At 60.3% G+C, this 17,995-nt stretch carries 18 protein-coding genes; 16 read left to right on the plus strand and 2 right to left on the minus strand.

Translation table 11 applies throughout. The features are described 5' to 3' along the window. Positions 1 to 29: 29 nt before the first annotated feature. From ACCD00_RS05640 to araH, 11 genes are all read left to right on the plus strand, one after another. On the plus strand, positions 30 to 815 hold the full coding sequence (locus tag ACCD00_RS05640; RefSeq protein WP_413422668.1) for a TatD family hydrolase: 786 nt from the start codon (positions 30 to 32) through the stop codon (positions 813 to 815). Between the two features lie 341 nt (positions 816 to 1,156). Further along, positions 1,157 to 1,795 (plus strand): TetR/AcrR family transcriptional regulator, encoded by a 639-nt coding sequence (locus ACCD00_RS05645; RefSeq protein ID WP_034149949.1) that lies wholly within the window; start codon positions 1,157 to 1,159, stop codon positions 1,793 to 1,795. Positions 1,796 to 1,932: 137 nt separating this feature from the next. Further along, on the plus strand, positions 1,933 to 2,901 hold the full coding sequence (locus ACCD00_RS05650) for a GTP 3',8-cyclase MoaA (protein ID WP_413422671.1): 969 nt from the start codon (positions 1,933 to 1,935) through the stop codon (positions 2,899 to 2,901). Between the two features lie 150 nt (positions 2,902 to 3,051). Beyond that, positions 3,052 to 3,660, plus strand: coding sequence for a DUF4823 domain-containing protein (locus ACCD00_RS05655; protein ID WP_413422673.1), 609 nt, complete (start codon positions 3,052 to 3,054; stop codon positions 3,658 to 3,660). Between the two features lie 16 nt (positions 3,661 to 3,676). Next, a complete protein-coding gene (locus tag ACCD00_RS05660) occupies positions 3,677 to 4,237 on the plus strand; it encodes a DUF1285 domain-containing protein (RefSeq protein WP_413422675.1) in 561 nt (186 codons plus the stop codon). A 207-nt stretch (positions 4,238 to 4,444) separates the two neighbouring features. Then, positions 4,445 to 5,161: a FadR/GntR family transcriptional regulator gene (locus ACCD00_RS05665; RefSeq protein WP_413422677.1), complete on the plus strand. Its 717-nt coding sequence runs from the start codon at positions 4,445 to 4,447 to the stop codon at positions 5,159 to 5,161. 128 nt (positions 5,162 to 5,289) lie between these two features. Continuing rightward, a complete protein-coding gene (locus tag ACCD00_RS05670; protein ID WP_413422679.1) occupies positions 5,290 to 6,165 on the plus strand; it encodes an SMP-30/gluconolactonase/LRE family protein in 876 nt (291 codons plus the stop codon). 273 nt (positions 6,166 to 6,438) lie between these two features. Beyond that, complete coding sequence (locus ACCD00_RS05675; RefSeq protein WP_413422681.1) at positions 6,439 to 7,257, plus strand: SDR family oxidoreductase; 819 nt, start codon at positions 6,439 to 6,441, stop codon at positions 7,255 to 7,257. Between the two features lie 126 nt (positions 7,258 to 7,383). Continuing rightward, complete coding sequence (locus tag ACCD00_RS05680) at positions 7,384 to 8,388, plus strand: substrate-binding domain-containing protein (protein WP_413422683.1); 1,005 nt, start codon at positions 7,384 to 7,386, stop codon at positions 8,386 to 8,388. A gap of 65 nt (positions 8,389 to 8,453) precedes the next feature. Further along, positions 8,454 to 9,992, plus strand: a complete 1,539-nt coding sequence (gene araG / locus ACCD00_RS05685; RefSeq protein ID WP_413422685.1) for an L-arabinose ABC transporter ATP-binding protein AraG — start codon at positions 8,454 to 8,456, stop codon at positions 9,990 to 9,992. 12 nt (positions 9,993 to 10,004) lie between these two features. Further along, complete coding sequence (gene araH, locus ACCD00_RS05690; protein WP_413422687.1) at positions 10,005 to 10,973, plus strand: L-arabinose ABC transporter permease AraH; 969 nt, start codon at positions 10,005 to 10,007, stop codon at positions 10,971 to 10,973. A gap of 142 nt (positions 10,974 to 11,115) precedes the next feature. On the opposite strand, the gene ACCD00_RS05695 is transcribed toward araH, so the two are convergent. Next, positions 11,116 to 11,445 carry a hypothetical protein gene (locus ACCD00_RS05695; protein ID WP_413422689.1) on the minus strand — a complete coding sequence of 110 codons (330 nt, stop codon included), beginning with the start codon at positions 11,443 to 11,445 and terminating at the stop codon, positions 11,116 to 11,118. 81 nt (positions 11,446 to 11,526) lie between these two features. Then, positions 11,527 to 12,732: an MFS transporter gene (locus ACCD00_RS05700; RefSeq protein ID WP_413422691.1), complete on the minus strand. Its 1,206-nt coding sequence runs from the start codon at positions 12,730 to 12,732 to the stop codon at positions 11,527 to 11,529. A 293-nt stretch (positions 12,733 to 13,025) separates the two neighbouring features. Between ACCD00_RS05700 and ACCD00_RS05705 the strand changes: the two genes are divergently transcribed. From ACCD00_RS05705 to ACCD00_RS05725, 5 genes are all read left to right on the plus strand, one after another. Then, the gene (locus ACCD00_RS05705) at positions 13,026 to 13,508 is read left to right on the plus strand and encodes an N-acetyltransferase family protein (protein ID WP_413422693.1); all 483 of its coding nucleotides are present in this window, start codon (positions 13,026 to 13,028) and stop codon (positions 13,506 to 13,508) included. Between the two features lie 170 nt (positions 13,509 to 13,678). Then, on the plus strand, positions 13,679 to 14,671 hold the full coding sequence (locus tag ACCD00_RS05710; RefSeq protein WP_413422695.1) for a 2-dehydro-3-deoxygalactonokinase: 993 nt from the start codon (positions 13,679 to 13,681) through the stop codon (positions 14,669 to 14,671). A 19-nt stretch (positions 14,672 to 14,690) separates the two neighbouring features. Then, positions 14,691 to 15,311, plus strand: coding sequence for a 2-dehydro-3-deoxy-6-phosphogalactonate aldolase (locus ACCD00_RS05715; protein ID WP_413422697.1), 621 nt, complete (start codon positions 14,691 to 14,693; stop codon positions 15,309 to 15,311). Positions 15,312 to 15,358: 47 nt separating this feature from the next. Beyond that, the gene (gene dgoD, locus ACCD00_RS05720; protein WP_413422699.1) at positions 15,359 to 16,507 is read left to right on the plus strand and encodes a galactonate dehydratase; all 1,149 of its coding nucleotides are present in this window, start codon (positions 15,359 to 15,361) and stop codon (positions 16,505 to 16,507) included. Positions 16,508 to 16,673: 166 nt separating this feature from the next. Next, positions 16,674 to 17,984, plus strand: a complete 1,311-nt coding sequence (locus ACCD00_RS05725) for an MFS transporter (RefSeq protein ID WP_413422701.1) — start codon at positions 16,674 to 16,676, stop codon at positions 17,982 to 17,984. The last annotated feature ends 11 nt before the right edge of the window (positions 17,985 to 17,995 follow it).

Below are 17,995 nucleotides of genomic sequence, written 5' to 3' on the forward strand. Positions count from 1 at the left end.
CACCCATTCGATGTAAGTTGCAGCCCTTTATGCTCGTAGATTCCCATTGTCACCTTGATCGTCTCGACCTGGCCGCCCACGACGGCTCCCTGGATGCTGCCCTGGAGGCTGCCCGGCAACGCGGGGTAGGGCACTTTCTGTGTATCGGTGTCAGCGCGGACAACGCGGCCGACGTCAAGGCCCTGGCCGAACGTTATGAAGACGTCGACTGCTCGGTGGGCGTGCACCCTCTGGATGTGCAGCCGGGTGCCGCGCCAGCGCTGGACTGGCTGTTGCAGGAGCTCAATCACCCGCGTGTGGTCGCCATCGGCGAAACCGGCCTCGATTACCATTACGAGCCGGAAGCGGCGCAGTTGCAGCAGGAATCCTTTCGCCTGCACCTGCAGGCGGCGCAGCAGACCGGCAAGCCGGTGATCATCCACACCCGTGGGGCCCGCACCGATACCCTGGACTTGCTGCGTGAGGCGGCGCTGCCCCAGGCTGGCGTATTGCACTGCTTTACCGAAGACTGGGAAATGGCGAAGGCCGCGCTGGACATGGGCTATTACATTTCCCTGTCCGGAATTGTCACTTTCCGCAATGCCGATGCGTTGCGCGATGTGGCCAGCAAGGTGCCGGCCGACCGACTGCTGGTGGAAACCGACTCGCCATACCTGGCGCCGATTCCCTATCGGGGCAAGCCAAACCTGCCGCAGTACGTGCGTGAAGTAGCGGAATTCCTGGCAATGTTGCGCGGTGAATCCTACGAGCGGTTTGCCGAGCAGACCACGGCCAATTTCAAGCGGCTGTTCCCGCTGGCACACGTAAAAGGTTAAATCGCAGGCAAAAAAAACCCGGGTTCTGGGGGGTGAATCCGGGTTAAGACCATTAGGAGTAAAACAATGGCACGCGGTCCGTTGGTACCAATATCAGCGTGACACTTGGGGGAGATGCCCCGCCGACATTTCAAGTATTGATCAGGATTGCGCCTAGTCCAGTTTGGTGGCACGGGTTTTTAAACAAATTTGGAATACGTGCGCTTCGGAAGCGTTCTCATCAGGCTGTAAACGTGCGCGGAATGACCAGAAAGCACAGATATGGTCGGATGATCCGTGCATTTTTGCGCAAGTTAGGCATAATACGCGGCTTCGAATTTTGACCCGACAGACCTTTTCTTATGCATAAAGAACCTCGTAAGGTCCGTGAGTTTCGTCGCCGCGAGCAGGAAATTCTCGATACCGCGCTCAAGCTGTTCCTCGAACAAGGTGAAGACAGTGTCACCGTCGAGATGATTGCTGATGCCGTCGGTATCGGCAAAGGCACGATCTACAAGCACTTCAAATCCAAGGCGGAAATCTATCTGCGCCTGATGCTCGACTACGAGCGCGATTTGAACGAATTGCTGCATTCGGCCGATGTCGACAAGGACAAGGAAGCCCTGTCCCGTGCGTACTTCGAATTCCGCATGCGCGATCCTCAACGCTATCGCCTGTTCGACCGCCTCGAAGAGAAAGTGGTCAAGGGCAACCAGGTACCGGAGATGATCGAGGAGCTGCACAAGATCCGTGCCTCGAACTTCGAACGCCTGACCTTGCTGATCAAGGGCCGGATCAGCGAAGGCAAGCTTGAAGACGTGCCACCGTACTTCCATTACTGCGCGTCCTGGGCGCTGGTGCACGGTGCCGTCGCGCTGTATCACTCGCCGTTCTGGAGCAACGTGCTGGAAGACCAGGAAGGTTTCTTCCAGTTCCTCATGGACATCGGCGTGCGCATGGGCAACAAGCGCAAGCGCGACACCGACACTCCGAGCAGCTGAGCCATTCAGTTGCCTTATTGCGCCATGATTTCGCTACTTGGCGCGGTACCGCAGGAATATACTCAGGTAGAGGACTTGCTAAAACTTGATTTCTGAGTCAAGTTTTAGCGGCCCGATATTCTTCCGCCGGAGTGACCATGATCGTTGACCGTCAAGGCAGGCGTTTTCGCAACTTGCGAATCAGTCTGACCTCTGCCTGCAATTACGCCTGCACCTACTGCGTGCCCAACGGCAAGCGGCTGGTGGCTGCGCAGGATGAATTGTCGGCCGAAGCCATGGCGCGCGGTGTGGCTTACCTGATTGAAGCGGCGGGGATCGAGCGTCTGCGCATTACCGGCGGCGAGCCGCTGGTCAGCCCGAAACTCGAGGCGTTCATGACGGCGGTCGGGAAGATGGGCCTGGAAGACATCAGCCTGACCACCAATGGTCAGTTGCTGGCGAAGAAACTGCCGCTGCTGGTGGACGCCGGCATTCGGCGCCTCAACGTCTCCCTCGATACCCTCGACGCCAGTGCGTTCCGCGGCATTGCCAGGGGCGGCGACTTGGCCACCGTGCTCAACGGCATGAGCGAGGCCAGTGCGGCCGGCATGAAGATCAAGGTCAACATGGTACCGCTGCGCGGGCAGAACCTCGATCAAGTGATGCCGTTGCTCGACTACTGTCTGGAGCGCGGTTATGAATTGCGCTTCATCGAACTGATGCGCATGGGCCACCTGGCCAACGATTCCAATGCTTTTCTGCAACAGTTCGTCAGCCTCCAGCAACTGCTGAGCCTGATCGGCGAGCGCTACGAATATCTGCAGGCCGATGCCCCGATCGATGCGACGGCCGTTCGCTATGAAATTCCCGGCCAGGGTCATTTCGGCGTGATCGCCAACGAAAGCGTGCCTTTCTGCCGCACCTGCTCGCGACTTCGTCTGTCCTCCACCGGGTGGCTGCATGGCTGCCTGTCGTCGAGCAATCGCCATTACATCGGCGACCTGCTGGACAAGCCCCGTCACCAGGCGCTGCCGGCCTTGCAACGCCTTCTGGTGAAAGCCTTGGGCGACAAGCAGGAAGTGGCGTTCTCTGGTGGCGCGACTGTCATGAAAATCATCGGCGGTTGAACCGGCCTCATCGCGGGCAAGCCACGCTCCGTGTAGGAGCGAGCTTGCTCGCGATGGCTATAGATAAGCCAACAATGCTCATGAGCTGGCGCAAAAGCTGCATCCTACGGCCATTCGCCGGTTTTCCGACACTGGCCTCTGGAGGATAGGATGCGTAGCCTGGTTTTGCTGCTGGCCGTTTTGGCACTTGGTGGCTGCATGAACGTCAGCGATATGGCCGAAGGGACTCGTTACCATATGAGCGATGCGGGGTTGCTCGATCACAGCGACAGCCGTCGCGTAAACAACCTGCGCATTCAGCCGGACTCGTTCGTCTATATCGCCCAAGGCGCTTTCATGCCGCCGGGCAGCGCCCTTTACCCACGGCCCAACGTGATTGCCGAAGTCGCATTCGATGGCTTCGTCGAATACTTCCCGATGGTCCGCCGGGCCCGTACACCGGAGGGCCTCGACCAGGCCATGGGCGAAGCCCGTGCCGCCGGTGCGCACTACCTGCTCTACACCCGATTTGCCAAGTCTGACGACCGTATCGGCAACTCTGACGAGTGGCTGGATCAGGAAGCCCTGGACCGCCTCGGCATCGACAGCGGTATGATTCAGATCATGTTGATCGAGACCAGCACCCAGTATTTGATTGATACTGCAACCATCAAGAGTCGTGGCGGTTTACTGACGTTCCACGATAAAAAACCCGAAGACCTGATGGGCCCGCCGCTGGAACAATATGCGCGCAGCCTGCTGGGGATCAGCGACCAGTAATGCCAAGGAGAACGCCATGAGTGGCCCGCAAAAAGCCAACGACCTGCTGGGGCAAATCCCCAAGACCCAAGGCTTGCCGCCGGTGCACCTGTGGAATCCCGATTTCTGCGGCGACATCGATATGCGCATTGCCCGCGACGGCACCTGGTATTACCTGGGCACGCCGATCGGGCGCAAGCCGATGGTCAAGCTGTTCTCCACCATCATCCGCCGCGATGGCGATGATTATTTCCTGATCACTCCGGTGGAAAAGGTCGGCATCAAGGTCGACGATGCGCCGTTCGTGGCGATTGCGGTGGATGTGGAAGGCGAAGGCGAGGCTCAGGTGTTGCGCTTTACCACCAACGTCGATGAAACCACTGAGGCCGGTGTCGAGCATCCAATGCGCGTCATGATCGATCCCGACACACAGGAGCCGTCTCCCTATGTGCATGTGCGCAGCAACCTCGAAGCGTTGATTCACCGCAATGTGTTCTATCAATTGGTGGAGCTGGCGGTGAGTCGCGAAATCGACGGCCAGCGCTGGCTCGGTGTCTGGAGTGGCGGCGAGTTCTTCCCCATCGGTCTTGAGCCCTGACGCATAACCCTGTGGGAGCGGCGGTGCGACGATTCGACTTGCTCGCGAAGGCGCCGGGTCAGCCGACATCTTTGTCGGATGTGACTCCGTCTTCGCGAGCAAGCCCGCTCCCACATTAGGCTTATGAGTTTCTCCAAAGAATCAAATTGACATCCAATCGTATGATGATTAGCGTGGGCTTCCATTGCGAACGGCTTTGAGGTGTCCATGTCCAGCAGTTTTCATGCATCGACGGTTGACTGGTTGGGATGCTGGCTCGCCACGGGGCAGGTCAAGCCGGGTGAGTCGCTCAAGGTCGAAGCCGACCTCGGCGAACAACTTGGCGTGAGCCGCACGGTGATCCGCGAAGCGATCAAGACCCTGGTTGCCAAAGGCATGCTCGAGGTCGGTCCGAAAGTAGGCACGCGGGTGTTGCCGGTGCGGCGCTGGAACCTCTTCGATCCACAGGTCGTCGGCTGGTTGTCGCGCAGCGGCTTGCCGGAAAACTTCGTCGACGATCTGCTCGACCTGCGTCGCACCATCGAACCGATGGCCGTGCGCTGGGCTTGCGAGCGCGCAACGGGCGAGCAAGTGGACGCTATCCTGATGGCCTGCAACGCGCTGGAACGGGCGGTGGACAGCGGCATTGACTACAATCGCGCCGACCAGTTCTTTCACGAGTGCATCCTCGCTGCCAGCCACAATCAATTCATAGAACAGATGGTTCCCGCGCTCGGCGCCTTACTGGCAGTGGCCTTTGAAGTGTCCGCCGCCGACCCGGATGAACTGCGTCGTACCTTGCCGATTCACCGGGACCTGGCCGAGGCAATCGCGGCCCGTGACACCGCCCGGGGTGTCTGGGCCTGCATGACCCTGATCGATAACGCCGCCCTGGCGATCAAGCGTTACTACCCGCAAGTCATGGCTGATAGAAAAGCCAGCTGAGAACGAAGAGCTGCTGTAGGAGCGAGCTTGCTCGCGAAGGTGTATCAGCTAGCACGAGGTCGACTGACACACCATCGCCAGCAAGCTGGCTCCTACATCATAAAAACAAGAACACTGCAGGAGGTTTCATGACGTTCACGGCGGTTACCGGGCATCGGGCAAAACTGGGCGAGGGCCCGTTCTGGGATGCGCCGACCCAGGCCCTGTATTGGGTGGATATTGCCGGTAAACAGGCGTTGCGGTTGATCGGCGCCAATGTGCAGATCTGGCAGATGCCGGAGCATGTATCGGCGTTCATCCCCTGCGTCAGCGGCGACGCCCTGGTGACACTGAACAGTGGCGTGTATCGGCTGGACCTGGACTCACCCGGGCTGGACCCGCGCCTGACATTGTTCTGTGTGGCCGATCCGCAACCGGGCAACCGCCCCAACGAAGCCCGCTGCGATGCCCAGGGCCGGCTCTGGCTCGGCACCATGCAAAACAACATCGACGAGCGGGGCGCAGACTTGCCCATCGAACGGCGCTCCGGCGGGCTGTTCCGCATTGATCGGGACGCTTGGGTCATGCCGCTGCTCCGAGGGCTGGGCATCCCCAATACGCTGTTGTGGAGCGATGACGGCACCAGCGTTTATTTCGGCGACAGCCTCGATGGCACCTTGTATCGACATTTCATCCGTACCGACGGAGCCCTCGATGCGCCGCAGGCCTGGTTTGGCCCACATGGGCGCGGCGGCCCGGACGGTTCGGCGATGGATGCCGAAGGTTTTATCTGGAATGCCCGTTGGGACGGTAGCTGCCTGCTCAGGTTGAGTCCTGACGGCAAAGTCGATCGGATCATCGAGCTGCCGATCAGTCGTCCCACCAGTTGCGTGTTCGGCGGTGCGGACCTGAAAACCCTGTACATCACCAGCGCGGCAAGTCCGCTGGGCCATCCGTTGGATGGGGCCGTATTGTCGATACCAGTGGATGTGCCTGGAAAGCATTGCACGCGTTTTGCTGGATAAATCCCATAATATGGGATGTAAATATATATATTGAGATTTTAAGCGGGCCGGGTTTATAGTCGGTCTCACCAGTGACATGCACTCACACTTAAAAAAACAAAACAGGTGAAGTGATGCAGCGAAGTTCCCTCGCACTCCCTTGTGGAGACAAGGCCTCGGACCGTTTTCAAGCTGAAACGGTTTCGCACCCACCTGTTTCTTACTCAGCGCCTTTTTACCGGACATCGACAGATGCCCGGTTTTCGTCGTGTTTTCGAACAGGAGTCCTGATCCATGGCTGAACCGTTGTCATTGCCACCGGTACCCGAACCACCGAAGGGCGAACGCCTGAAAAACAAGGTCGTATTGCTGACCGGTGCCGCCCAGGGCATTGGCGAAGCGATTGTGGCGACCTTTGCATCCCAGCAAGCCAGGCTGATCATCAGCGACATTCAGGCCGAGAAAGTCGAGAAGGTCGCGGCATACTGGCGCGGTCAAGGCGCCGATGTGGTGGCGATCAAGGCCGACGTGTCGCGCCAGCAGGATCTGCAGGCCATGGCCAGGCTGGCAATCGACCTGCACGGCCGGATCGATGTGCTGGTCAACTGCGCCGGGGTCAACGTGTTCCGTGATCCGCTGGAAATGACCGAGGAAGACTGGCGCCGCTGCTTTGCCATTGACCTGGATGGTGCGTGGTACGGCTGCAAGGCGGTGTTGCCGCAGATGATCGAGCAGGGTATCGGCAGCATCATCAACATTGCCTCCACCCATTCCTCCCACATCATTCCGGGCTGCTTCCCGTACCCGGTGGCCAAGCATGGCCTGCTCGGCCTGACCCGCGCGCTGGGCATCGAATATGCGTCCAGGGGCATCCGCGTGAATGCCATCGCACCGGGCTACATCGAAACCCAGATCAACATCGATTACTGGAACGGTTTCGCCGACCCCCATGCCGAACGCCAGCGCGCGTTTGACCTGCACCCGCCACGCCGCATCGGGCAGCCGATCGAGGTGGCAATGACTGCCGTGTTCCTGGCCAGTGATGAAGCGCCCTTCATCAACGCCTCATGCATCACCATCGATGGTGGGCGCTCGGTGATGTACCACGACTGAGTGATCGGGCTTTTGGGCGCCTTGCTACGCCTGAAATTCAATCATCATACGATATGACTATTAGTAGTACGGTTTACAAAGAATGCTTTCAAAGAACGCTCTAGAACAATAACAAGGAGTCTGTTTATGAATCGTCGTCATGCTATCCGTTCCCTGTGCTGTGCCGCTTTGGCGGTCTCGGCGGTCAGCCTGAGCAGTACGCTGCTGGCGGCCGAGGAAGTGAAAATCGGTTTCCTGGTCAAGCAAGCGGAGGAGCCCTGGTTCCAGACCGAATGGGCATTTGCCGAAAAGGCCGGGAAAGAGAAGGGTTTCACCCTGATCAAGATCGCCGTGCCGGACGGTGAGAAAACCTTGTCTGCAATCGACAGTCTTGCGGCCAATGGCGCCAAGGGGTTCGTGATCTGTCCGCCAGACGTGTCCCTCGGCCCGGCGATCATGGCCAAGGCCAAGCTCAACGGGTTGAAAGTGATCGCCGTCGATGACCGTTTCGTCGATGCCAGCGGCAAGTTCATGGAAGACGTGCCGTACCTCGGTATGGCTGCGTTCGAAGTCGGCCAGAAGCAGGGCAGTGCCATGGCCACTGAGGCGAAGAAGCGCGGCTGGGACTGGAAAGACACCTATGCGGTGATCAACACCTACAACGAACTCGACACCGGCAAGAAGCGCACCGACGGCTCGGTCAAGGCACTGGAGGACGCCGGCATGCCGAAAGACCACATCCTGTTCGCGGCCCTGAAAACCCTCGATGTGCCGGGTAGCATGGACGCCACCAACTCGGCCCTGGTGAAACTGCCGGGTGCGGCGAAGAACCTGATCATCGGCGGCATGAACGACAACACCGTGCTCGGCGGCGTGCGTGCCACCGAGAGCGCCGGTTTCGCTGCGGCCAACGTGATCGGCATTGGCATCAACGGTACCGACGCCATCGGCGAGCTGAAGAAACCCCACAGCGGCTTCTATGGCTCGATGCTGCCGAGCCCGCACATCGAGGGCTACAACACCGCAAGCATGATGTACGAGTGGGTCACCACCGGCACTGAACCGGCGAAATTCACCGCCATGGACGACGTGACACTGATCACCCGCGACAACTTCAAGCAGGAACTGGAAAAGATCGGCCTGTGGAACTGACGGCTGTTTGATTTCAGTGGCGGCCTCGGCGACGGGGCTGCCTGATCGGTGTGAAGAGGTGGGTTATGCACGCGCAAACAAATACACGACAAAACAGCGGCAGCTTGCGCTTCAACGGGATCGGCAAGACCTTTCCCGGGGTCAAGGCGCTGGACAACATCAGCTTCGTCGCCCATCCGGGGCAGGTTCATGCCTTGATGGGCGAGAACGGCGCCGGCAAGTCGACGCTGCTGAAAATCCTCGGCGGGGCCTACATTCCCAGCAGCGGTGCCTTGCAGATCGGCGAGCGGACGATGGACTTCAAGTCCACCGCCGACAGCATCGGCAGTGGCGTCGCGGTGATCCATCAGGAGCTGCATCTGGTGCCGGAAATGAGCGTGGCGGAGAACCTGTTTCTCGGGCATCTGCCAGCCAGTTTCGGCCTGATCAATCGCGCTACCCTGCGCCAAAAGGCACTGGCCTGTCTCAAAGGCCTGGCCGATGAAATCGACCCGCAGGAGAAAGTCGGGCGCCTGTCCCTCGGCCAGCGACAGCTGGTGGAAATTGCCAAGGCGTTGTCCCGTGGCGCCCATGTGATTGCCTTCGACGAACCCACCAGCAGCCTTTCGGCACGGGAGATCGAGCGCTTGATGGCGATCATCGGCCGGCTGCGGGATGAGGGCAAAGTGGTGCTCTATGTCTCTCATCGCATGGAAGAGGTGTTCCGCATCTGTGATGCAGTGACGGTGTTCAAGGACGGGCGGTACGTGCGCACGTTCGACGACATGAGCCAGTTGACCCACGATCAATTGGTCACCTGCATGGTCGGGCGCGACATCCAGGACATCTACGATTACCGCCCCCGCCAACGCGGCGCCGTGGCGCTCAAGGTCGACGGTTTGCTCGGGCCCGGGTTACGCGAGCCGGTGAGTTTCGAGGTGCACAAAGGCGAAATCCTCGGCCTGTTCGGCCTGGTTGGCGCCGGTCGCACCGAGCTGCTGCGCCTGCTCAGCGGCCTGGCGCGCAACAGCGCCGGACGCCTGGAGCTGCGAGGCCATGAACTGCAACTGCATTCACCCCGGGACGCCATTGCGGCCGGAATCCTGTTGTGCCCCGAGGACCGCAAGAAGGAGGGCATCCTGCCGCTGGCCAGCGTCGCCGAGAACATCAACATCAGCGCACGCGGCGCCCATTCCACCTTCGGCTGCCTGTTGCGCGGCTTGTGGGAAAAGGACAACGCCGACCGGCAGATCAAGGCGCTCAAGGTGAAAACGCCACACGCCGGGCAGCAGATCAAGTTTCTTTCCGGTGGTAATCAGCAGAAGGCCATTCTCGGCCGCTGGCTGTCGATGCCGATGAAAGTGCTGCTGCTTGACGAACCCACCCGCGGCATCGACATCGGTGCCAAGGCCGAGATCTACCAGATCATCCATAACCTGGCGAAAGAGGGGATCGCGGTGATCGTGGTGTCCAGTGACTTGATGGAAGTCATGGGCATTTCCGACCGCATCCTGGTGCTCTGTGAAGGCGCGCTGCGTGGCGAACTGAGCCGCGACCAGGCCAACGAATCCAACCTGCTGCAACTGGCTTTGCCGCGCCAACGCGCCGACGGCGTGGCGAACTGAGAGGTGACTATGATGACAACCCAAAACAATACCCTGCCGACCACGCGCAGACCGCTGGACCTGCGGCGCTTCCTCGATGACTGGGTGATGCTGCTGGCAGCCGTCGGCATCTTTGTCGCCTGCACCTTGCTGATCGACAACTTCCTTTCACCGCTTAACATGCGTGGCCTGGGCCTGGCGATTTCCACCACCGGCATTGCTGCCTGCACGATGTTGTATTGCCTGGCGTCCGGGCATTTCGACTTGTCGGTGGGCTCGGTGATCGCCTGTGCCGGAGTGGTCGCGGCGGTGGTGATGCGCGACACCAACAGCGTGTTTCTCGGTGTCTGCGCGGCGCTGGTGATGGGGCTGATCGTCGGGCTGATCAACGGCATTGTCATTGCCAAACTACGGGTCAACGCGTTGATCACCACGTTGGCGACCATGCAGATCGTGCGTGGCCTGGCCTACATCTTTGCCAATGGCAAAGCGGTGGGTGTGTCCCAGGAATCGTTTTTCGTCTTCGGTAACGGCCAGTTGTTCGGCGTGCCGGTGCCGATCCTGATCACCATTGTCTGCTTCCTGTTTTTCGGCTGGCTGCTGAACTACACCACCTACGGGCGCAACACCATGGCGATTGGCGGCAACCAGGAAGCGGCGCTGCTGGCCGGGGTGAATGTCGACCGGACCAAGATCATCATCTTCGCCGTGCATGGCGTGATCGGCGCGTTGGCCGGGGTCATCCTGGCGTCGCGCATGACCTCGGGGCAGCCGATGATCGGCCAGGGTTTCGAACTGACCGTAATCTCGGCCTGCGTGCTGGGCGGGGTGTCGTTGAGTGGCGGGATCGGGATGATCCGGCACGTGATTGCCGGGGTGTTGATCCTGGCGATCATCGAGAATGCGATGAACCTGAAGAACATCGATACGTTTTATCAGTATGTGATTCGGGGTTCGATCTTGCTGCTGGCCGTCGTGATCGACCGTTTGAAACAGCGCTGACACTCATTACACCTGTGGGAGCGGCGGTGCGGCGATCCGACTTGCTTGCGAAGGCGTTGGCACATCCGGCATCAATGTGTCAGAACCACCGCTTTCGCGAGCAAGCCCGCTCCCACAGGGTTCTGTGGTTCCAAACCGGAAGTTATTGGCTGTCGCTGTCGTCATCAACCGAGTCACCGCTAGTGGTCGAGCCAAGTCCGCCACTGCTGGGTGTTTTGCTGCCTGGCAAACTCGTACCACCCTGACGTCCTGCATCATTGCCTTGAACCCGTGGATCTGTGCCGGTAGACGGTGGCAGTTTGTGGTCGATCGTGGTGCCATCGGTGTTCATGCCGGGGGCACTCTGGATGGCAGGCGCCCTGGGTTTTTCCACCGGATTGGTCGGGCCGGTGCTGGAACCGAGGGCCGCGGCGAAAGTGGCAGTAGACAAAAGGGCCACGAGAACGAGGGCGATCAACCTGGACAGGATCATGGTGTTGTCTCCAACGATTAGAGTCCTTACCTGATTAGTCCACACTCGATCTGAATGGGTGCATTATCAGCGACGAACGGCTCAGGCTTGCTCCAGTGCCCTGACCGCCGTGGCTCTTCGCCAGATCAATCGGCCCACGGTGATCATCCAGTTGAGCGAAGCGACTGCCAACACCGTGAGCAACAGCGTGGCCATGCCTTGCTCGACGATGATCTTCCCGGCCAGCAAGGGAAAGCCGAACACGCCGATGAAGTACGACAGGCTGAACAGCAGCAAGGATTGCGCGGTGGTGCCGTTCGGCGCTTCATTGGCGGCCAGGCCGTTGATCACCGAGTAGGTCAGGCCGTAGCCGATCCCGAGCATCACCGCCGCGAGCACGTAGCTGAAGCTGCTGTCGACGACAAAACCGAACATCACGATCGATGCCAGCATCAGCCCCGACAGCAGGCACGATGCACGCAATGGATCGCGCTTGACCACGAACCCGGCAACCAGCATGCGACTACTGATCGCCGCACTCATGAAGCCGAGGAAGAACAGCGAATAGTCAAGCGAGCGCGCTGCGGCATAACTGGTTTGAAAGCTCGACAGACCGCCAAACACACAGCCGCCGAGACCGACCATGATGATCGGGAAAACGGCCCTTGACGACAACACTTGACCCGCTGCACGCCAGGAAATCCGCGACACGCTGCTCGATTGCGCGGGCGCCGGTTGCAGTTGTCGGCCCAGGTGCCAGAACAGCAGGACTCCGATCAGGCTGGCCAGCGCCGCCAGATAAAACGCCGCGGTCACCGGATAGCCCAGCACAGTCGCCGCGCGGCCGAGCAACGGGCCGCTGCCAATCCCGGTCATCATGCTGCCCGACAGCAAAGCGAAGTACCTGGCGCGCTGTGCGGGTGTCACAAGGCCCGCCACGATGATCGGGCCGAGGGTGTAGAACACACCCCAGCCCAGGCCCAGCAGCAATCCGAAAAACAACAGCAGATGGCCAAAGCCCGGAGTCAGGGCGAAGCCCAGGCTGGCCGCTACCAGCAATACACCGAACAGTGCCACCGATCGGGCGGCACCGAGCAAGTCGGACAAATGACCGGAAACAATCACCGCCGCAAAGGTGCTGAGCATCGCCGCCGAAATTACACTTCCGGCGTTGTGTTCGTTGCCGCCACGAGAACCAATCAGCAACGACAGCAAGAACGTCGAGCCGTAGGACAACGACAACAGGTAGCTGGCGAGGCAAAACAGGCCGAACAACTTGCTTGAGACAGGAGGTGTTGCGGTAGACATGACGCGGTTCCTTGGCCGGATAAATGAGCGGCGCGTCTATCTAACCACGCAGTGCCCGAATGTCAGGTCCGAGTTTATCGATTCCAGGGTTAGTGCCGGCCGGAGTAAACCCCCTTTGTAGGAGCGAGCTTGCTCGCGAAAAACACAAGGACACCGCATTTATTCAGGCCGCACACGTAATCGTTGACGACCATCGCGAGCGAGCTCGCTCCTACAGGTGTTGGGACAGTTCCCTCGCCACAAATACCGCGCCGACTTAGTATGGCGTTTTCCATTTTTGACAAGGCACGTCCATGACGATCGAAATCCGCCCGGCGACCCCCAGTGACGCACCGCAAATCCTCGCGTTCATCACTGAACTGGCCGACTACGAACGTGCCCGCCATGAAGTCATCGCCAGCGTTGCCGACATCGAGCGCAGTCTGTTCAGCGAAGGTGCCACCGCCCATGGCCTGATCTGCCTGCGCGACGGTGCGCCCATCGGTTTCGCGGTGTTCTTCTTCAGCTATTCCACCTGGCTTGGCAGCAATTGCCTGTACCTCGAAGACCTCTACATCACCCCGCAACAGCGCGGCGGCGGTGCGGGCAAGACCCTGCTGCGGCATCTGGCGAAAATCGCCTGCGCCAACGACTGCGGCCGTTTCGAGTGGAGCGTGCTGGAGTGGAATACCCCGGCCATCGAATTCTACAAATCCCTGGGGGCGCAGCCGCAGGAGGAGTGGGTTCGGTATCGGATGGACGGGGCAGTGCTGCGGGAATTCGCAGCGGGTAACTGATCGCTTTTAAAAGATCGCAGTCTTGGGCAGCGCCTGCGGGTGCTGTCGAAGGCTGCGATATTTTTTGTCTTGTCTCATAATATGGGATTGATATTTATATATTGAGATTTTGCCCTGCGCAGGTTTATAGTCCCGCTCACTCACTGCCAAAAACCAAAACAGGTGAAGCGATGCAGGCGCAATTGATCGCGCTCGACTGGGGGACGACCTCATTACGTGCTTACAAACTGGCTGAAGGCGGGCAGGTGCTCGAACAGCGTTCGCTGTCGTCGGGGATCATGCAACTGCCGAAGGCGCCGCGAATCATTGGCGGCCGCGAATCCACCGATGGTTTCGAACTGGCCTTCGACGAAGCTTGCGGCGACTGGCTCGATGCGCAGCCGCAATTACCGGTGATTGCCTGCGGCATGGTCGGCAGCGCCCAGGGATGGCGCGAAGCGGCCTACCGCGATACGCCGGCGAACGTCGCCAACCTTGGTACTTCCTTGCAAACCGTGCGTAGCCTGCGCGGCGTCGATGTGCACATTGTGCCTGGCGTCATCCAGCGTTCGCGTTTGCCGAACGTGATGCGCGGCGAAGAAACCCAGGTGCTCGGTGTGCTGCAAAACCTGACGAACGAGGCGGGCGCCGACCTGTTGATCGGCCTCCCGGGCAGTCATTCGAAATGGGTGGAAGTGGCCGATGGCTGCATCGTGCATTTCGATACGTTCATGACCGGCGAAGTCTTCGCCGTGCTCAGCGAGCACAGCATTCTCGGACGCACCCAGCAGCGTGGCGGGTCCTTCGATGGCGAGGCGTTTGATCGCGGCGTGCTGGTCGCGTTGTCGACGGACGGTGAAACCGGTCCGCTGTCGACGATGTTCAGCGCCCGTAGCCTGGGCCTGACGGGCGAATTGAGCGCCACCGCCCAGGCGGATTACCTGTCCGGCCTGCTGATCGGCCACGAGTTGGCGGCCCTGGCCAATGTCCAGCGGCGTCGGCGCAACAGCGTGCACCTGCCGTCGATCATCCTCATCGGCAATACCCAACTCTGTGCCCGCTACAGGCGGGCGCTCGACGCCTGCGGTTTTGCCCGGGTGACCCTGGCCGAACAGGCCACCGAACGCGGATTGTGGCAACTGGCGCTCGCCGCTGGCCTGGTCACGTCCACCGCATCCCGTTAATCCTGCCTGGAGGTCTGACATGCTCAAACAAGCGCTGGCGCAAAACGGCCTGATCGCGATCCTGCGCGGCCTGCGTCCGCAAGAAGCGGCCGCCATCGGCGAAGTCCTGTACGCCGCCGGATTTCGCGTCATCGAAGTGCCGCTCAATTCCCCTGAACCGTACGAGAGTATCCGCATCCTGCGCAGTACCTTGCCTGCCGATTGCCTGATCGGTGCCGGCACGGTGTTGACGCCGGAGCAGGTCGCGCAAGTGAAAGCCGCGGGCGGCCAGGTGATCGTCATGCCCCACAGTGATCCCAAGGTACTGCGCGCGGCGAAGGCGGCCGGTTTGTACCTGTCTCCGGGTGTCGCCACGCCGACCGAGGCCTTCGCGGCACTGGCCGAGGGTGCGGATGTACTGAAGATGTTTCCGGCCGAGCAGATGGGGCCGGCAGTCGTCAAAGCCTGGCTGGCGGTGTTGCCAGCGGGAACGATTCTGGCGCCGGTCGGCGGGATCACCCCGGACAACATGCAGGTGTTTATCGACGCTGGCGTCAAAGGCTTCGGCCTGGGTTCCGGCCTGTTCAAACCGGGCATGACGCCTGCGCAAGTGGCGGCCAATGCCAAGGCTTACGTCGCTGCCTGGAAAGCCCTTCGCTAAGACTTTTTGGCGCTGCGAGCGCTGCATCCAATAAGAGAGACCGACAGATGAAAATCACCAAACTGACTACCTTCATCGTTCCGCCGCGCTGGTGCTTCCTCAAGGTAGAAACCGACGAAGGCGTCACCGGCTGGGGCGAGCCCGTAGTCGAAGGTCGTGCCCACACCGTTGCCGCTGCCGTTGAAGAATTGTCCGACTACCTGATCGGCAAAGACCCGCGCAACATCGAAGACATCTGGACCGTGCTCTATCGCGGCGGCTTCTACCGTGGTGGCGCGATCCACATGAGCGCCCTGGCCGGTATCGACCAGGCCTTGTGGGACATCAAGGGCAAGGCGCTGGGCGTGTCGGTCAGCGATTTGCTGGGTGGTCAGGTGCGGGACAGGATTCGTGTGTATTCGTGGATCGGTGGCGACCGTCCGGCAGACACGGCGCGTGCGGCGAAAGAAGCGGTCGAGCGTGGTTTCACTGCGGTGAAAATGAATGGCACCGAAGAACTGCAGTTCCTCGACACGTTCGACAAAGTCGACCAGGCCCTGGCCAACGTCGCTGCCGTGCGCGACGCGGTCGGCCCGAACGTGGGGATCGGCGTGGACTTCCATGGCCGGGTGCACAAGCCCATGGCCAAGGTACTGATGAAGGAACTCGACCCGTACAAGCTGATGTTCATCGAAGAGCCGGTACTCAGCGAAAACTACGAAGCGCTGAAGGAACTGGCGCCGCTGACCAGCACACCGATTGCCCTCGGTGAGCGGTTGTTCTCGCGCTGGGATTTCAAGCGCGTGCTCAGCGAAGGCTATGTCGACATCATCCAGCCGGATGCGTCCCACGCTGGCGGCATCACCGAGACGCGCAAGATCGCCAACATGGCCGAAGCCTACGACGTGGCGCTGGCGCTGCATTGCCCGCTGGGCCCGATTGCCCTGGCCGCCTGCCTGCAACTGGACGCGGCTTGCTACAACGCATTCATCCAGGAACAGAGCCTGGGCATCCATTACAACGAGAGCAACGACCTGCTCGACTACGTGAAAGATCCACGGGTGTTCGACTACGACCAGGGCTTCGTGAAGATCCCGAACGGCCCGGGCCTGGGTATCGAGATCAATGAAGAATACGTGATCGAACGTGCTGCCGTCGGTCACCGCTGGCGCAACCCGATCTGGCGCCATGCCGACGGCAGTTTTGCCGAGTGGTGATCACTCCCTGACCTACCACTGAACCCTGTAGGAGCGAGCCTGCTCGCGATGGTGTGTCAGTCGACATCAGGCTGAATGACACACCATCGCGAGCAAGCTCGCTCCTACAAGGGGCTGCGCGAAGTTTCGAATCGACCTCAATAAACATAAGAAGAGGCACCCCGCCATGCAATCGCAAACTCTCACCGGGCAGGCGTCGTTGGTGACGCCCAGCCGCAAGCGTTTTTTCATCATGGTGCTGTTGTTCATCACCGTGGTGATCAACTACCTGGACCGCAGCAACCTGTCGATTGCCGCCCCGGCGCTGACCAGTGACCTGGGCATCGATCCGATCCACGTCGGCCTGATTTTCTCCGCCTTCGGCTGGACCTACGCCGCCATGCAGATCCCCGGCGGCTGGCTGGTGGACCGCGTGCCGCCGCGGATTCTGTACAGCGTCGCATTGCTGCTGTGGTCGGTGGCCACGGTGATGCTCGGCTTCGCTGCGAGCTTTATCGCGCTGTTCGTGTTGCGCATGGCGGTCGGTGCCCTGGAAGCGCCGGCCTATCCGATCAACAGTCGCGTGGTCACCACCTGGTTCCCCGAGCGCGAACGCGCCACGGCCATCGGTTTCTATACATCCGGGCAGTTCGTCGGCCTGGCCTTCCTGACGCCGGTGCTGGCCTGGCTCCAGCACGAATTCGGCTGGCACATGGTGTTCGTTTCCACCGGTGCGGTGGGCATTGTGTGGGCGGTGATCTGGTACGCGGTGTATCGCGAGCCACGGGATTTCAAAGGCGCCAATGACGCGGAAATTGACTTGATCCGCGAGGGCGGCGGGTTGGTGGACATCCAGGCCGAGCAGGCCAGGGTCAAAGCCAGATTCAGCTGGACGGACCTGGGGATTGTCCTCACCAAGCGCAAGCTCTGGGGCATCTACCTCGGGCAGTTCTGCCTCAACTCGACGCTGTGGTTCTTCCTCACCTGGTTCCCGACCTACCTGGTGAAATATCGTGGCATGGACTTCATCAAGTCCGGCCTGTTGGCGTCGCTGCCGTTTCTCGCCGCGTTTGTCGGTGTGCTGTGTTCCGGTTTCTTCTCGGACTTTTTGATCCGTCGCGGCTGCACGGTAGGTTTCGCCCGCAAGTTGCCGATCATCAGCGGCTTGCTGATTTCCACCTCGATCATCGGCGCCAACTTTGTCGAGTCGACGCCGCTGGTGATTGCCTTCCTCGCGCTCGCATTCTTCGGCAACGGCCTGGCTTCGATTACCTGGTCGCTGGTGTCGACGCTTGCTCCGGCGCGCTTGCTCGGGCTGACCGGCGGGGTGTTCAACTTCATTGGCAACCTGTCGGCGATTGCCACGCCTATCGTGATCGGCTTTCTCGCCACGGGTGATTCCTTTGCTCCGGCGATCACCTACATCTCGGTGCTGGCATTGATCGGCGCGCTGTCCTACATCCTGCTGGTGGGCAAGGTCGAGCGTATCAAGTTGTAGTCGTGGCATCC

It is taken from the genome of Pseudomonas sp. Pseusp3 (assembly GCF_047304225.1).
Lineage (GTDB): Bacteria > Pseudomonadota > Gammaproteobacteria > Pseudomonadales > Pseudomonadaceae > Aquipseudomonas > Aquipseudomonas fluorescens_CD.

Coding starts and splice junctions, on each gene's coding strand:
- ACCD00_RS05640 (WP_413422668.1), top strand. CDS start 30: ATGCTCGTAGATTCCCATTGTCACCTTGATCGTCTCGACCTGGCCGCC.
- ACCD00_RS05645 (WP_034149949.1), top strand. CDS start 1,157: ATGCATAAAGAACCTCGTAAGGTCCGTGAGTTTCGTCGCCGCGAGCAG.
- ACCD00_RS05650 (WP_413422671.1), top strand. CDS start 1,933: ATGATCGTTGACCGTCAAGGCAGGCGTTTTCGCAACTTGCGAATCAGT.
- ACCD00_RS05655 (WP_413422673.1), top strand. CDS start 3,052: ATGCGTAGCCTGGTTTTGCTGCTGGCCGTTTTGGCACTTGGTGGCTGC.
- ACCD00_RS05660 (WP_413422675.1), top strand. CDS start 3,677: ATGAGTGGCCCGCAAAAAGCCAACGACCTGCTGGGGCAAATCCCCAAG.
- ACCD00_RS05665 (WP_413422677.1), top strand. CDS start 4,445: ATGTCCAGCAGTTTTCATGCATCGACGGTTGACTGGTTGGGATGCTGG.
- ACCD00_RS05670 (WP_413422679.1), top strand. CDS start 5,290: ATGACGTTCACGGCGGTTACCGGGCATCGGGCAAAACTGGGCGAGGGC.
- ACCD00_RS05675 (WP_413422681.1), top strand. CDS start 6,439: ATGGCTGAACCGTTGTCATTGCCACCGGTACCCGAACCACCGAAGGGC.
- ACCD00_RS05680 (WP_413422683.1), top strand. CDS start 7,384: ATGAATCGTCGTCATGCTATCCGTTCCCTGTGCTGTGCCGCTTTGGCG.
- araG (WP_413422685.1), top strand. CDS start 8,454: ATGCACGCGCAAACAAATACACGACAAAACAGCGGCAGCTTGCGCTTC.
- araH (WP_413422687.1), top strand. CDS start 10,005: ATGACAACCCAAAACAATACCCTGCCGACCACGCGCAGACCGCTGGAC.
- ACCD00_RS05695 (WP_413422689.1), bottom strand. CDS start 11,445: ATGATCCTGTCCAGGTTGATCGCCCTCGTTCTCGTGGCCCTTTTGTCT.
- ACCD00_RS05700 (WP_413422691.1), bottom strand. CDS start 12,732: ATGTCTACCGCAACACCTCCTGTCTCAAGCAAGTTGTTCGGCCTGTTT.
- ACCD00_RS05705 (WP_413422693.1), top strand. CDS start 13,026: ATGACGATCGAAATCCGCCCGGCGACCCCCAGTGACGCACCGCAAATC.
- ACCD00_RS05710 (WP_413422695.1), top strand. CDS start 13,679: ATGCAGGCGCAATTGATCGCGCTCGACTGGGGGACGACCTCATTACGT.
- ACCD00_RS05715 (WP_413422697.1), top strand. CDS start 14,691: ATGCTCAAACAAGCGCTGGCGCAAAACGGCCTGATCGCGATCCTGCGC.
- dgoD (WP_413422699.1), top strand. CDS start 15,359: ATGAAAATCACCAAACTGACTACCTTCATCGTTCCGCCGCGCTGGTGC.
- ACCD00_RS05725 (WP_413422701.1), top strand. CDS start 16,674: ATGCAATCGCAAACTCTCACCGGGCAGGCGTCGTTGGTGACGCCCAGC.